Source organism: Enterobacteriaceae endosymbiont of Donacia versicolorea, from assembly GCF_012570965.1.
In the GTDB taxonomy this organism is placed as follows: Bacteria; Pseudomonadota; Gammaproteobacteria; order Enterobacterales; family Enterobacteriaceae.
Genome location: NZ_CP046214.1, coordinates 336,659 through 351,691, shown reverse-complemented (window position 1 = coordinate 351,691; position 15,033 = coordinate 336,659). Strand labels below are relative to the sequence as shown.

Annotated in this window: 11 protein-coding genes, 4 tRNA genes, 3 rRNA genes and 1 other RNA gene (1 of these 19 running past the window's edge); 9 read left to right on the top strand and 10 right to left on the bottom strand. The window is 27.1% G+C overall.

The window, feature by feature from the left end:
* The 8 genes from GJT89_RS01740 to crp all read left to right on the top strand — a co-directional run.
* Nucleotides 1-1,465 (top strand): 16S ribosomal RNA (locus GJT89_RS01740); it begins 177 nt to the left of the window's first position.
* Between the two features lie 162 nt (nt 1,466-1,627).
* Nucleotides 1,628-4,562, top strand: a 23S ribosomal RNA gene (locus tag GJT89_RS01735).
* A gap of 66 nt (nt 4,563-4,628) precedes the next feature.
* A 5S ribosomal RNA gene (rrf, locus tag GJT89_RS01730) occupies nt 4,629-4,744 on the top strand.
* The 16S, 23S and 5S rRNA genes sit together here with 4 tRNA genes alongside, the layout of an rRNA operon.
* Before the next feature lie 68 nt (nt 4,745-4,812).
* A tRNA-Thr gene (locus GJT89_RS01725) sits at nt 4,813-4,885 on the top strand.
* 60 nt (nt 4,886-4,945) lie between these two features.
* Nucleotides 4,946-5,027: transfer RNA gene (locus GJT89_RS01720), tRNA-Tyr, on the top strand.
* Nucleotides 5,028-5,077: 50 nt separating this feature from the next.
* Nucleotides 5,078-5,151 (top strand) — tRNA-Gly (locus GJT89_RS01715).
* 31 nt (nt 5,152-5,182) lie between these two features.
* Nucleotides 5,183-5,257 (top strand) — tRNA-Thr (locus tag GJT89_RS01710).
* Nucleotides 5,258-5,333: 76 nt separating this feature from the next.
* The gene (gene crp / locus GJT89_RS01705) at nt 5,334-5,963 is read left to right on the top strand and encodes a cAMP-activated global transcriptional regulator CRP (RefSeq protein ID WP_168894816.1); all 630 of its coding nucleotides are present in this window, start codon (nt 5,334-5,336) and stop codon (nt 5,961-5,963) included.
* Between the two features lie 17 nt (nt 5,964-5,980).
* Here the strand turns inward: crp and trpS are convergent, their stop codons facing one another.
* From trpS to rpsF, 10 genes are all read right to left on the bottom strand, one after another.
* Nucleotides 5,981-6,988, bottom strand: a complete 1,008-nt coding sequence (gene trpS / locus GJT89_RS01700; protein WP_168894815.1) for a tryptophan--tRNA ligase — start codon at nt 6,986-6,988, stop codon at nt 5,981-5,983.
* 62 nt (nt 6,989-7,050) lie between these two features.
* Nucleotides 7,051-7,716: a ribulose-phosphate 3-epimerase gene (rpe, locus tag GJT89_RS01695; protein ID WP_168894814.1), complete on the bottom strand. Its 666-nt coding sequence runs from the start codon at nt 7,714-7,716 to the stop codon at nt 7,051-7,053.
* Between the two features lie 43 nt (nt 7,717-7,759).
* Entirely contained in the window at nt 7,760-8,857 is a 1,098-nt protein-coding gene (gene aroB / locus GJT89_RS01690) for a 3-dehydroquinate synthase (protein WP_168894813.1), read from the bottom strand.
* A 42-nt stretch (nt 8,858-8,899) separates the two neighbouring features.
* A complete protein-coding gene (gene aroK, locus GJT89_RS01685; RefSeq protein ID WP_168894812.1) occupies nt 8,900-9,427 on the bottom strand; it encodes a shikimate kinase AroK in 528 nt (175 codons plus the stop codon).
* 260 nt (nt 9,428-9,687) lie between these two features.
* Nucleotides 9,688-11,571 carry a molecular chaperone HtpG gene (htpG, locus tag GJT89_RS01680; protein ID WP_211080458.1) on the bottom strand — a complete coding sequence of 628 codons (1,884 nt, stop codon included), beginning with the start codon at nt 11,569-11,571 and terminating at the stop codon, nt 9,688-9,690.
* A 143-nt stretch (nt 11,572-11,714) separates the two neighbouring features.
* Nucleotides 11,715-12,806 carry a DNA polymerase III subunit gamma/tau gene (gene dnaX, locus GJT89_RS01675; RefSeq protein ID WP_168894811.1) on the bottom strand — a complete coding sequence of 364 codons (1,092 nt, stop codon included), beginning with the start codon at nt 12,804-12,806 and terminating at the stop codon, nt 11,715-11,717.
* A 48-nt stretch (nt 12,807-12,854) separates the two neighbouring features.
* Nucleotides 12,855-12,949, bottom strand: an RNA gene (gene ffs / locus GJT89_RS01670) — signal recognition particle sRNA small type.
* A gap of 51 nt (nt 12,950-13,000) precedes the next feature.
* On the bottom strand, nt 13,001-13,450 hold the full coding sequence (rplI, locus tag GJT89_RS01665) for a 50S ribosomal protein L9 (protein ID WP_168894810.1): 450 nt from the start codon (nt 13,448-13,450) through the stop codon (nt 13,001-13,003).
* Nucleotides 13,451-13,506: 56 nt separating this feature from the next.
* Entirely contained in the window at nt 13,507-13,734 is a 228-nt protein-coding gene (gene rpsR / locus GJT89_RS01660; RefSeq protein WP_168894809.1) for a 30S ribosomal protein S18, read from the bottom strand.
* Nucleotides 13,735-13,786: 52 nt separating this feature from the next.
* Nucleotides 13,787-14,149, bottom strand: a complete 363-nt coding sequence (rpsF, locus tag GJT89_RS01655; protein ID WP_168894808.1) for a 30S ribosomal protein S6 — start codon at nt 14,147-14,149, stop codon at nt 13,787-13,789.
* A 137-nt stretch (nt 14,150-14,286) separates the two neighbouring features.
* Between rpsF and ung the strand changes: the two genes are divergently transcribed.
* Complete coding sequence (gene ung / locus GJT89_RS01650; protein ID WP_168894807.1) at nt 14,287-14,967, top strand: uracil-DNA glycosylase; 681 nt, start codon at nt 14,287-14,289, stop codon at nt 14,965-14,967.
* Nucleotides 14,968-15,033: the final 66 nt, after the last annotated feature.

Genomic DNA, 15,033 nt, shown 5'->3' with positions numbered 1-15,033 from the left:
TTGTCGGCGAGCGGCGGACGGGTGAGTAATATCTGGGGATCTGCCTTTTGGAAAGGGATAACTATTGGAAACGATAGCTAATACCGTATAATGTCGTTGAGACCAAAGTGGGGGATTTTATATTTTTTATAAAACCTCATGCCATTAGATGAACCCAGACGGGATTAGCTAGTAGGTAGGGTAAAGGCCTACCTAGGCTACAATCTCTAGCTGGTCTGAGAGGATGATCAGCCACACTGGAACTGAGACACGGTCCAGACTCCTACGGGAGGCAGCAGTGGGGAATATTGCACAATGGGCGAAAGCCTGATGCAGCTATGCCGCGTGTATGAAGAAGGCCTTCGGGTTGTAAAGTACTTTCAACAAGAAAGAAAAAATAAAATCTAATATATTTTATTCTTGACGTTACTTGGAAAAGAAGCACCGGCTAACTCCGTGCCAGCAGCCGCGGTAATACGGAGGGTGCTAGCGTTAATCGGAATTACTGGGCGTAAAGAGCACGTAGGCGGTTAATTAAGTCAGATGTGAAATCCCTAAGCTTAACTTAGGAACTGCATTTGAAACTAATTAACTTGAGTTTCGTAGAGGGGGGTAGAATTCCAGGTGTAGCGGTGAAATGCGTAGATATCTGGAGGAATACCAGTGGCGAAGGCGACCCCCTGGACGAATACTGACGCTCAGGTGCGAAAGCATGGGGAGCAAACAGGATTAGATACCCTGGTAGTCCATGCTGTAAACGATGTCGACTTGAAGGTTGTAAGCTTGACTTGTAACTTTCGTAGCTAACGCGTTAAGTCGACCGCCTGGGGAGTACGACCGCAAGGTTAAAACTCAAATGAATTGACGGGGGCCCGCACAAGCGGTGGAGCATGTGGTTTAATTCGATGCAACGCGAAAAACCTTACCTGGTCTTGACATCCATGGAATTTAATAGAGATATTTAAGTGCCTTCGGGAACCATGAGACAGGTGCTGCATGGCTGTCGTCAGCTCGTGTTGTGAAATGTTGGGTTAAGTCCCGCAACGAGCGCAACCCTTGTCCTTTGTTGCCATCAGTTTAGCTGGGAACTCAAAGGAAACTGCCGGTGATAAACCGGAGGAAGGTGAGGACGACGTCAAGTCATCATGGCCCTTACGACCAGGGCTACACACGTGCTACAATGGTATATACAAAGGGAAGCATCCTCGTAAGAGTAAGCGGATCTCACAAAATATATCTTAGTTCGGATTGGAGTCTGCAACTCGACTCTATGAAGTCGGAATCGCTAGTAATCGTAGATCAGAACGCTACGGTGAATACGTTCCCGGGCCTTGTACACACCGCCCGTCACACCATGGGAGTGGGTTGTAAAAGAAGTAAATTGCTTAACCATTTTTGGAGGGCGTTTACCACTTTGTGATTCATAACTGGGGTGAAGTCGTAACAAGGTAACCGTAGGGGAACCTGTGGTTGGATCACCTCCTTTACTATAAGTAAGTACACTCTAAAAAAGAGTGCCCTTAAAAGTTTTTTAAATTTTAATAAATTTATTGTTCTTTTAAAATTAGATAATTATCTTTTAAAAAAATTTTAGTATTTATTTTTCTAAGTTAATATTAAATTTTTTATAAACGATTGTGGGTTGTAAGGTTAAGTAAATAAGCGTATATGATGGATGCCTTGGCAGTCAGAGGCGATGAAGGACGTGCTAATCTGCGAAAAGCATCGATAAGTTGATTCGAAACGTTATTAGTCGATGATATCCGAATGGGGAAACCTAATATATTTAACTATATATTATCATTATTTGAATACATAGGATAATGAAGCAAACCAGGAGAACTGAAACATCTAAGTATCCTGAGGAAAAGAAATCAATAGAGATTTTCTTAGTAGTGGCGAGCGAAAAGGAAATAGTCCAGAAACATACATATTTATTGTATTAGCAGAAATATCTGGAAAGATATACGATACAGAGTGATAGTCCCGTATGTTAAAATATAATAATTATAGTTTCAAAGAGTAGAACGAGACACGTGAAATCTTGTTTGAATATAGGGGGATCATCCTCTAAGACTAAATACTACTGACTGACCGATAGTGAACTAGTACCGTGAGGGAAAGGTGAAAAGAACCCCGGTTAGGGGAGTGAAATAGAACCTGAAATCATATACGTACAAGCAGTAGGAGCATTTTGTAAAATGTGACTGCGTACCTTTTGTATAATGGGTCAGCGAGTTATATTTTGTAGCAAGGTTAACTGTATAAGGAAGCCGTAGGGAAACCGAGTCTTAAAAGGGCGTTTAGTTGCAAGATATAGACCCGAAACCCGGTGATCTAACCATGAGCAGGTTGAAGGTTTGGTAATTCTTACTGGAGGACCGAACCGACTAATGTTGAAAAATTAGCGGATGACTTGTGGTTAGGGGTGAAAGACCAATCAAACCGGGAGATAGCTGGTTCTCCCCGAAAGCTATTTAGGTAGCGCCTCGTGTAATTCATATTCGGGGGTAGAGCTCTGTTTCGGTTAGGGAGTCTTCCAGACTTACCAATCCGATGCAAACTTCAAATACCGAATAATGTTATCACGGGAGACACACAGCGGGTGCTAACGTCCGTTGTGGAGAGGGAAACAACCCAGATCGCCAGCTAAGGTCCCTAAGTTATAATTAAGTGGGAAACGAAGTGGGAAGGCATAAACAGCTAGGATGTTGGCTTAGAAGCAGCCATCATTTAAAGAAAGCGTAATAGCTCACTAGTCTAGTCATCCTGCGCGGAAGATATAACGGGGCTAAATTATACACCGAAGCTGCGACAATAAGTGATTTATTTATTTATTGGGTAGGGGAGCGTTCTGTAAATTGTTGAAGATAAATTGTAAAGTTTATTGGAGAGATCAGAAGTGCGAATGCTGACATGAGTAACGATAAAATAGGTGAAAAACCTATTCGCCGAAAGACTAAGGGTTCCTATCCAACGTTAATCGAGGTAGGGTAAGTCGATCCCTAAGACGAGGCTGAAAAGCGTAGTCGATGGATAACAGGTTAATATTCCTGTACTTGGTATTATTTGCGAAGGGGGGACGGAGAAGGTTAGATTAGCCAAGTGATGGTTATCTTGGTTTAAGCGTGTAGATGAATTATTTAGGAAAATCCGAATAATTATTAACATTGAGACGTAATGACGAAATACTTTATTGTACAAAGTAATTGATACCCTGCTTACAAGAAAAGCCTCTAAGCTATAAATAATATTGAATCGTACTCTAAACCGACACAGGTGGTCAGGTAGAGAATACTAAGGCGCTTGAGAGAACTCGGGTGAAGGAACTAGGCAAAATAGTGCCGTAACTTCGGGAGAAGGCACGCTGATTGTAGGTGAAGAAATTTACTTTTAGAGCTGAAATCAGTCTAAGATAATAGCTGACTGCAACTGTTTATTAAAAACACAGCACTGTGCAAACACGTAAGTGGAAGTATACGGTGTGACGCCTGCCCGGTGCCGGAAGGTTAATTGAAGGAGTTATTATTTATAAGAAGCTCTTGATCGAAGCCCCGGTAAACGGCGGCCGTAACTATAACGGTCCTAAGGTAGCGAAATTCCTTGTCGGGTAAGTTCCGACCTGCACGAATGGCGTAATGATGGTCAGACTGTCTCCACCCGAGACTCAGTGAAATTGAATTTGCTGTGAAGATGCAGTATACCCGCGGCAAGACGGAAAGACCCCGTGAACCTTTACTATAGCTTGATATTGAATAATTAATATTAATGTGTAGGATAGGTGGGAGACTATGAAATATTAACGCCAGTTAATATTGAGTCGACCTTGAAATACCACCCTTTAATATTTATTATTCTAACCTAAACCCGTTATCCGGGTTAGAGACAGTGTCTGGTGGGTAGTTTGACTGGGGCGGTCTCCTCCTAAAGAGTAACGGAGGAGTACTAAGGTCAGCTAATCACGGTCGGAAATCGTGAGGTTAGTACAAAGGCAAAAGCTGGCTTAACTGTAAGAATGACAATTCGAACAGATGCGAAAGCAGGTCTTAGTGATCCGGTGGTTTCTATATGACAGGGCCATCGCTCAACGGATAAAAGGTACTCCGGGGATAACAGGCTAATACCGCCCAAGAGTTCATATCGACGGCGGTGTTTGGCACCTCGATGTCGGCTCATCACATCCTGGGGCTGTAGTAGGTCCCAAGGGTATGGCTGTTCGCCATTTAAAGTGGTACGCGAGCTGGGTTTAGAACGTCGTGAGACAGTTCGGTCCCTATCTGTCGTGGGCGTTGGAAGATTGAAAGGATTTGCTCCTAGTACGAGAGGACCGGAGTGAACGTATCTCTGGTGTTCGGGTTGTCATGCCAATGGCATTGCCCGGTAGCTAAATACGGAAAAGATAAGCGCTGAAAGCATATAAGTGCGAAACTTACCTTAAGATTAATCTTCCCTGAATTTTTATTAATTATTTATAAAAATTCCTTAAGGGACGTTAAAGACTATGACGTTGATAGGCTGGATGTGTAAGCATAGTAATATGTTAAGCTAACCAGTACTAATAAACACCCGTGAGTCTTAACCTTACAACACCAGAATCGTTTAGATTTCAATATTAACTAAATTTAATAAATACTTTTAATAAAGAAAGTCCTGGTATAAATAACGCAATGGTACCACCTGAATCCATTCCGAACTCAGAAGTGAAACATTGTAGTGCCGATGGTAGTGTAAGGTCTCCTTATGTAAGAGTAGGAAAATACTAGGACTTTTTTATTTTTAAATAAAAATTTATTTATTATTATAAAATAAATTTAAATATTTTAATATTAAAATGCCGGTTTAGCTTAGTAGGTAGAGCAACTGACTTGTAATCAGTAGGTCACCAGTTCGATTCCGGTAACCGGCATAAAACATAATTTTTTATTATATAAAAATAAAATTATTTTAAAAAATATTTTTATGATATGGTGGGATACCCAAGTGGTTAACGGGAGCAGACTGTAAATCTGTCGTCTAAGACTTCGAAGGTTCAAATCCTTCTCCCACCAATAAAAAAGTTTAATATTTTTTCAAAATATTTTATATATTATATATATATGCAGGTATTGTATAATGGTATTACTCTAGCCTTCCAAGCTGGAAATGCGGGTTCGATTCCCGCTGCCTGCTCCAATTTTTTACAAAATAAATTAATATTATTTTAGCTGATATAGCTTAGAAAGGTTAGAGCACATTCTTGGTATGAATGAGGTCCCCAGTTCAATTCTGGGTATCAGCATATTTTTTTAATAGAAAATATTTTAAAATATAAAATTTATATAATAATACAATAGATCATCGAAGGATAATTACTAATGATTCTTAAGTTACAAAAAGATTCTACTATAGAATGGTTTCTTTCTTATTGTCATATTAATAAATACCCTTCTAAAATAATTTTAATTAAACAAGGAAATATTTCTAAAAATTTATACTATATTTTAAAAGGAATTATTATGGTTTCTATTAAAAATAAGAATGGTAAAGAAATTATACTTAATTACTTAAGTTCGGGTAACTTTATTGGTGAGTTGGGTATTTTTTATAATGTTTATAAAGAAATTACAGTAGTTAAATTAAAAACAGAATGTGAGTTAGCAAAAATTTCTTATAAAAATTTTTTTAACTTAATAAAAATTAATAATAATATTCTTATGAAAATTTCTTTACAACTTGCTAATAAATTACAAAATGCTTTTAAAAAAATAAGTAATTTAGCTTTTTTAGATGTTACTGATAGAATATCTGAAACTTTATTAAATTTAGCTAAATCTCCAGAAGCAATTACTCATCCAGATGGCATGCAAATTAAAATAACCCGTCAAGAAATAGGGAAAATAGTTGGGTGTTCAAGAGAAACAGTAGGACGTACACTTAAAATACTTAAAAATCGTAATTTGATTTATGTACATGGTAAGACTATTGTAGTCTATGGAACTAGATAAAATATTTTTTAATTATTTTATAATAAAAAATTAAGTCCTAATGAATTATATACATTATTTAATGTAATTTTAGCATGTTTTTCAGCTTTTTTTGCTCCATTAAACATAATTTTTTTTAAATATATTTCATTGTTTCTATAAAAATAATATTTTTTTCTTAAATTTTTTAAAAACATACACAAGTTATATATTACAGACTCTTTTAAATCATTATAATTTTTATTGATAAAATCTAGTTCTATTTCTTTTATAGATTTTCCAGTTATATTTGCTAATATAGTAATTAAATTAGAAATACCTGGTTTATAATATAAATTATATTTAATATTAGGTGGAAAATCTGAATCAGTAACAGCATTATTAATTTTTTTTCTGACCATTATATCATTATCAAATAAACTAATAATATTATTTTTATTAGGATCAGATTTTGACATTTTTTTTATAGGATTTAATAAAGCCATAACACATGAACCATAATCATTTAATTTTTTTTCTGGAATATTAAAAATATTTCCATAAATATTATTAAATTTATAAGCAATACTCTTAACAAGTTCAATATGTTGAACTTGATCTTTACCTACAGGAACTTTATTTGTTTTATATAATAATATATCTGCAGCCATTAATATCGGATAATTAAACAAACCAACATTTATATTTTGTTTATTTAATTTTTTTTTCTCTTTAAATTGATTCATTCTATTTAATGAACCGAAATTAGTAAAACAATTTAAAATCCAATTTAATTGAGAATGCTGAGGCACATGAGATTGTATAAAAATAATATTTTTTTTTGGATTAATATTACATGCTAAACACATAGATAAAGTATCAAGTATATTTTTATTTAAAATATAATCTTTTTGATATATAGTTAAAGAATGTAAATCAGCTATACAATAAATACAAAAATATTTTTTCTGTAATTTTTCCCATTGACTTAATGCTCCAATATAATTACCAATAGTTAATAACCCAGTTGGTTGAATTGCACTAAATACTATTTTTTTTTTTTTCATAATTTTTTTATTTTTAAGTAAATTAAGAAATATTTTAATAATTATTTATTTCTTTAAAATTTTTATTTAATAGAATTTTTTATATTTTTTATTGTTTTATTATATGATAATGAACTTTTAAAAATAGCAGAACCCATCACAAATATATTTACTCCTAAAACAGCTATTTGGTTAATATTATTTATATTTATTCCTCCATCAACTTCTAATAAAATTGTTTTTTGATTTTTATTAATAATTTTTTTAACTTTTCTAATTTTATTAAAAATATAACTTATAAATTTTTGTCCTCCAAAACCTGGATTTACTGACATAATTAATATTATATCTAATTTATTTATTATATAATCTAAATAATTTAAAGAAGTAGAAGGATTAAATGCTAGTCCTGCTTTACAGCCATACTCTTTTATTAAGGAAATACTTCTATCAATATGAAGAGAATTTTCAGGATGAAAACTAATAATATCTGCTCCTGCATTTGCAAAATCAACTATTAAATTATCTACAGGATTTGTCATTAAATGTATATCAATTATTGATTTTATACCATAATCTCTTAAAGATTTTAACACTGAAGGACCAATAGTTAAATTAGGAACATAATGATTATCCATAACATCAAAATGAATAATATCCGCTCCCGATTTAATTACATTAGAAATTTCCTTTCCTAAAAATGCAAAATTAGCTGATAAAATAGATGCTGCAATTAAAAATTTTTTCATTTTATAGTCTATTATAATAAAATTTAATTATAGAATAAATATTCTAAAAAATTAAATTTTTATTTTTATTAATAGCATTAGAAATAATTTTTTCAGAAATATTTTTATATATAATTGTTTTTCCAATTTTAATAGGAAGAATTACATTAATTTTATTATTATTTATTTTTTTATCTCTATATATATATTTTAAATATTGTTTATCATTCATACTTACTGGTCCTTGAACTGGTAAATTACATTTTTTGAGTAAATTAATAATTCTTATTACTTCTTTGTTATCAAGTAAATTTAATTCTACTGAAGTTAATGCAGCAATAACAATTCCTACTGAAATAGCTTCACCATGTAACCATTTTTTATATCCTAATTTTGATTCTATAGCATGTCCATAAGTATGTCCTAAATTTAATAATGCTCTTTTATTTTTTTCATATTCATCTTCATAAATAACTTTAGCCTTAAAATTACAACATTTACTAATACAATAAAGTATAGATTTTTTATCTAAATTAAATAAATTATAGATATTATTTTCTAACCAACAAAAAAATTTTTTATCAAAAATAATACTATATTTTATAACTTCAGCCATACCAGCAGAAAATTCTCTTTTGGATAAAGTATATAAACAACTTAAATTAATTATCACACTATTAGGTTGATAAAAACTACCTATCATATTTTTTCCTAAAGCATGATTTACTGCTGTTTTACCTCCTACAGCAGAATCTACTTGAGATAATAAAGTAGTAGGTATTTGTATAAGATTTACTCCTCTTTGATAACTTGATGCTGCAAATCCAGTGATATCACCAATAACACCTCCACCTAAAGCAATTAGAGTAGTATCTCTATTATATAAATTTTGTAGTAATGCTGTATAAATAATATTTACTGTTACTAATGTTTTATATTTTTCACCATCAGGAAGAATAACATAATTTATTTTAACACCAATATTATTTAATTGATTACAAATTTTTTTAAAATACAAAGAGAAAATTATTTTATTAGTTACAATCATAACATTATCATTTTTTTTTAAAAAAGGAAAAGATAATGGTGTATCAAATAAATTAAAATCTATGATAATAGGATAATTATGTGTTTTTGTTGCAACTAAAATAGTTTTTTCCATACATAATAACCTTTAATGTTTATTATAATAACATTAGTAAAATTAATTTTTTTCTAATAACTTAATAAGTTTGTTAGCTACAATTCTTGCACTTTGTTCATCTGTTTTAATTATAATATCAGCTATTTCATTATACAAATGATTTCTTTTTTTTGCTAAATTATTTAAAATTTCTTGAGCTGATTGATGTTTATCAATATTAAGTAAAGGACGTTTTTTATCTCTTTTAGTACGACTTAATTGTTTTTCTATAGTTGTTTTAAGATAAACTACAATTCCTCTAGAAGATAAAAATTTTCTATTTTCTTTAGATTTAATTGATCCTCCTCCTGTTGCTAATATAATTCCTTTTTTTTGAGTTATTTCATTAATAATTTTTTTTTCACGTTTTCTAAAACCTTTTTCACCTTCTACATCAAATACCCAATTTATATCAGCTCCTGTACGAAGTTCAATTTCTTGATCTGAATCAAAAAATTCCATTTTCAATAAATTTGCAAGATGACGTCCAATTGTACTTTTTCCAGCTCCCATGGGTCCTATTAAAAATATATTTCTTTTTTCTGCCATTTTTTTTTATTAAATTAATAATTTAGTTGTGAATAAAATTCTTATCTTTTTTTAATAAAAAGATAAGATATATATCTTCATATAAAATATTTTAAAAATAATTACTTTAATAGATTTTTAGATATTTAAATTTAACTATAAAATAGTTTAACCTAAAATATATATAAATTAAATAAATTTAAAATAAAATATAATTTATTTTATAAATAAAAGATAAGATAATAAAATTTATTATTTAATTATCTTATCTAAAAAAAAATTTATATTTTAGATAAAAAAGAATTTATACGATGAATAAATTTATGTGGATTTTCTAATGTACCTTTTTCGGCTAAAATAGCTTCTTCTAATAATAAGTGAATAAATTCAGAAAAATATTTTTCATCTTTTATTGTTAAAATTTTTTTTACTAAAACATGATTAGGATTTAATTCAAAATTATACTTAATTTCTGGTATTTTTTGTCCAGCAGCAACAAATAATTTTGCCATTTGAGTACTCATTTCATTTACATCTGTAGTAACAATAGCAGGTGTATTTAATAACTTATTTGTTAATCTTACTTTTTTTATTTGATTACCTAATAAATTTTGTATTTTTTCTAAAAAAGGTTTAAATTCATCTTCTATTTTATTTTGATTAGAATTATAATCTTTTTTAATAAATTCATCTAATGAATCATCTTCTTTACTAATTGATTGTAATGTTTTACCTTGAAATTCTGTAATATAACTTATCATCCATTCATCAATATGTTCAGTTAATAATAATACTTCAATTCCTTTTTTATAAAAAAATTCTAGATGTGGACTATTTTTTGCTGAAATATAATTATCTGATGTTAAAAAATATATTTTTTTTTGTCCCTTAATCATTCTTTGAATATATTCTTCTAAAGATACATTTTGTTCATCATTATTATTATATGTTGATGAAAAACGTAATAATTTAACAATAATATCTTTATTTTTTATATCTTCAGCAGGTCCTTCTTTAAAAATTAAACCAAATTTTTTCCAAAAATTACTATATATATCTTTTTTTTTTGTAAGATTAATTAACATACTAAGAACTCTTTTTGTTAATGCAATCTTCATATTATGAATAATACTATTTTTTTGTAAAATTTCTCTTGAAATATTTAAAGGTAAATCATTAGAATCAACTAAACCTCTTACAAATCTTAAATATTTAGGTAATAATTGATCTGCATCTTCCATAATAAAAACTCTTTGAACATATAATTTTAATCCATTTTTATAATCACGATTACGTATATCCCATGGAACATTTGAAGGAATATATAATAAACTAATATATTCTTGTTTACCTTCAACATGATTATGACTCCAAACTATTGGATCAATATTATCATATGTTAACTGTTTATAAAATTCTTTATATTCTTTATCACTAATATCATTTTTATTGCGTAACCAAAGAGCTTGTGCCTTATTAATTTGTTCCCAATAATATTTTTTTTCTTTTTCATTATACATTTCAATTTCTATAGGTAAAGAAATATATTCTGAATATTTATTAATTATATTTTTTATACGCCATGTATCTAAAAATTCATCATTTTTAGAACGAATATGTAAAATTACTTCTGTTCCTCGAAATTCTTTATTTATATTTGAAATTTGATAATTACCTTCTCCTGTAGATTCCCAAAATACTCCTTGATTAATAGGTTTCCCGGCTAATCTTGTTTTAACAGAAACTTTATTAGAAACTATAAAAGCAGAATAAAATCCAACACCAAATTGACCTATTAATTCTGAAGTTTTTTCTGATTTTGTATTTAAAGATAAATTTAAAGATTTAATAAAATCTTTAGTTCCAGATTTTGCTATTGTACCTAAATTTCTAATAACTTCTTCACGAGTCATACCAATACCATTATCACTAATAATAATTAATCTTTTTTCTTTATTTATAGAAATTTGTACTTTTAATATTGAATTATTTTCATATAAATCAGGATTAGATAAAGTTTTAAATTTTAATTTTTCAATAGCATCAGAAGCATTAGATATTAATTCTCTTAAAAATATTTCTTTATTTGAATAAAGAGAATGAATCATTAAATGTAATAATTGTTTTACTTCAGATTGAAAATTTAAAGTTTCTTTTTTTTGCATAATTATTTCTCTCTTATTTATATTTTAACGTAAAATATATATATTTTTATTTATAAAAATTCAATATTATTTTTGAATATTTTAAAAATTAAAATCTTAATGTTAATTTATTTATTTATTATTTTAAATTAAAATATTATTTTTTAATTAAAATAGATTATGATTTCTAATATAATCATTTCAAATCCTATTTTAGGACTCGGGGAAAGATATAAATTTTTTTTTCCTGTACTAAAAAATTTATATAAAATTTTTAATTCTTGTTCTGAATAATTTTTATAAATTTTTTCATAAAATCTTAAATTATTAAAATCTAAATTTTTTAAAAAATATTGAGAATTTTTATTTAAAATTTTAATTTTTAATATATTATGTATTAAAATCATTATTTCTACTATTATATTTTCCCAATTAATATTAAAAATAGATATTTTATTAATTAAATTTAAAATTAAATTATTTTTTTTATTTTTTAAATTATATAATAGTAAAAGTAAATATTTTTTTTCAACTAATCCCAACATTAAAGAAACATTATTGATATTTAATGAACCCATAGATATTAATTGATTTGTTAAACTTAATGCATCACGCATACTTCCATTAGCTGTTTTTGCTATAATATTTATAGCTTCTATATCATATTGAAATTTTTCTTTATTCAAAATTTTTTTTAATTGACTAAAAATTAAATTTTCTTCAATTAATTGTAAATGAAATTGTAAACATCTAGATTTAATAGTTATAGGTATTTTTTTTAGTTCTGTTGTTGCAAAAATAAACTTTATATATTTTGGGGGTTCTTCTAAAACTTTTAGTAATGCATTAAAACTATGTTTTGATAACATATGAAATTCATCAAAAATATATATTTTATATCTTCCTTTGACAGGAGGATAATAAATTGTTTCTAGTATTTCTCTAATATCTTCTACTTTAGTTTTAGATGCAGAATCTAATTCAATTAAATCTAAAAAAGAATTTTTTTTTATAGAAATACAAATTTCACATAAACCACATGGATTTTTTGTTATGCCTTTTACACAACTTAATCCCATTGCAAATATACGTGCTATTGTTGTTTTACCTACACCTCTACTACCTGATAATATCCAAGCAGGATGAATTTTTTTCGTAGATAAACTATTTGTTATAGCTTGTACTGTAGAATCTTGGCCAATAACATCAATAAATGATTGGGGGCGCCATTTTGTAGCCAAAACATGAGAATTCATTTTATTATAAAAATTTATTATATAATTAAAATTTTAAAAACTTAATAGAACATGACTATTTTTTTACACATATTACATTTGCTACAGCTGCTTCTTTCCAGACCTGACTGGATTCACAAAATAATATTGTTGTAAATAATCATGTTCTACATAATATTATATATTATAATTAATTTTTTAGATTAGTCAATTTATTAATTATTTATTATACTAACTATTTTTTCTACTAAAATTTTTTTATGAAATTGAAAAATTATATTATAATCTCCTATATGTTTTATATGTCCTGTAGGTAATTTTATTTCTTTTTTTAAAATATCAAATCCTATTTCTTTAACTTTTTTTAGAATATCATTTCTACCTATTGAACCAAATAATTTACCTGTTTTACCTGCTTTTGCTTTAATTACTATTTTTTTTATATGATTAAATTTTTCTAATCTTAATTTAGCATTATTTAAAATATTCAATAATTGAGATTTTTTTTCTAATAATTTTTTTTTCAAAAAATCAATATTAATTTTTGTTGCAGAAATACATTTATTATTAGGTATTAAAAAATTACGAGCATATCCAGGTCTTACTTCTACAATTTGTGATTTTTCTCCTAAACCAGGAATAGCATTTAATAAAATTATTTTCATTATTAATACTCTTGATTATTTAATATATGTAACATTAGAATAATAATCTTACGAATTTATTTATGATGATCAGTATATGATATTAAAGATAGATATCTTGCTAATTTTATGGCTTTTGTAAGTTGACGTTGATATTTTGCCTTAGTACCAGTAATTCTACTAGGTACAATTTTACCACTTTCAGTAATAAAATTTTTTAAAATATTTATATCTTTATAGTCAATTTCTGTAACTCCTTCTGCAGTAAAACGACAAAATTTACGACGACGAAAATAACGTATCATGTAATAACTCCAAAATTTTTAAAACATATATTAATTGTTTTCATAAATATAATTATATTGTTTTTATAACATCATCTCTTTTTTCTTGACGTTCATCTTTAGATTTTAAAATATAAGATATATCTTTTCTTTCTGTTTTTGTTTTTATTATAAGATATCTTATAATGTTTTCATTAATTCTTAAACTTTTTTCAATATTTTTTATTAAATTACTATCTAAAAATATATTTATTAATATGTAGTGTGCTTTATGCCATTTTAATATAGGATAAGATAATTGTCTTCTACCCCAATCTTCAAATCTAGAAATTGATCCTTTATGTTTAAAAATAAATTTTTTATAATATTTTATTATATTATTTATTTGATCACTTTGATCTGGGTTTATCATTAATACTATTTCATAGTATTTCATTTATAATTTTCCTTATAAATAGATCATATTTAATAAATATTAAAATAAAGATGAAAAAAATTTTTTTAATATAAAAAAAATAAGATAATATTTATCTATTAATAATTTAATTTTGTACTTAAAATTTATTATATATTATGATTAAAAATAAAGACATTATATGGAAAAATTTTTTTAAAAAAGAGAAAAAAAAAGATTATTTTATAAAATTAATAAAAAAGATTAATATGGATATTATCCAAAATAAAATTGTTTATCCTAAAAAAAAATATATTTTTAATATTTTTAAAAAAATAAATTTTAATAAAATAAAAGTAGTTATTTTAGGACAAGATCCATATTATAATGATAATCAAGCAAATGGTTTAGCTTTTTCAGTTATGCCTAATATTAAAATTCCTCCTACATTAAAAAATATATATCAAGCATTAAAATTTGATATACCAGATTTTATTATTCCTAAACATGGTTATTTAATAGATTGGGTTAATGAAGGTGTAATGCTTTTAAATTCTATTTTAACAGTCATAAAAGGAAAACCTAAATCTCATTATAATATTGGTTGGGAAAAATTTACAGATAATGTAATAAAAACAATTACTCTAAATTATGATAATATTGTATTTCTATTATGGGGAACATATGCAAAAAAAAAATCTTTTTTAATAAAAAATAATTTAGTATTAACTTCATCTCATCCATCACCTTTTTCATTCTATAAGGGATTTTATTTTTGTAAGCATTTTTCTAAAGCAAATAAATATCTTATTTTTCATAAACAAAAACCAATTAACTGGAATATACATAAAATTTTATAAATATAATATTTAAAAAAATTAATTTTAATTTTTTATTGATTATTTAATTATATAAATTAAAATTTA

Coding starts and splice junctions, on each gene's coding strand:
- rpe (WP_168894814.1), bottom strand. CDS start 7,716: ATGAAAAAATTTTTAATTGCAGCATCTATTTTATCAGCTAATTTTGCA.
- rpsF (WP_168894808.1), bottom strand. CDS start 14,149: ATGAAATACTATGAAATAGTATTAATGATAAACCCAGATCAAAGTGAT.
- aroK (WP_168894812.1), bottom strand. CDS start 9,427: ATGGCAGAAAAAAGAAATATATTTTTAATAGGACCCATGGGAGCTGGA.
- trpS (WP_168894815.1), bottom strand. CDS start 6,988: ATGAAAAAAAAAAAAATAGTATTTAGTGCAATTCAACCAACTGGGTTA.
- rplI (WP_168894810.1), bottom strand. CDS start 13,450: ATGAAAATAATTTTATTAAATGCTATTCCTGGTTTAGGAGAAAAATCA.
- dnaX (WP_168894811.1), bottom strand. CDS start 12,806: ATGAATTCTCATGTTTTGGCTACAAAATGGCGCCCCCAATCATTTATT.
- aroB (WP_168894813.1), bottom strand. CDS start 8,857: ATGGAAAAAACTATTTTAGTTGCAACAAAAACACATAATTATCCTATT.
- ung (WP_168894807.1), top strand. CDS start 14,287: ATGATTAAAAATAAAGACATTATATGGAAAAATTTTTTTAAAAAAGAG.
- htpG (WP_211080458.1), bottom strand. CDS start 11,571: ATGCAAAAAAAAGAAACTTTAAATTTTCAATCTGAAGTAAAACAATTA.
- crp (WP_168894816.1), top strand. CDS start 5,334: ATGATTCTTAAGTTACAAAAAGATTCTACTATAGAATGGTTTCTTTCT.
- rpsR (WP_168894809.1), bottom strand. CDS start 13,734: ATGATACGTTATTTTCGTCGTCGTAAATTTTGTCGTTTTACTGCAGAA.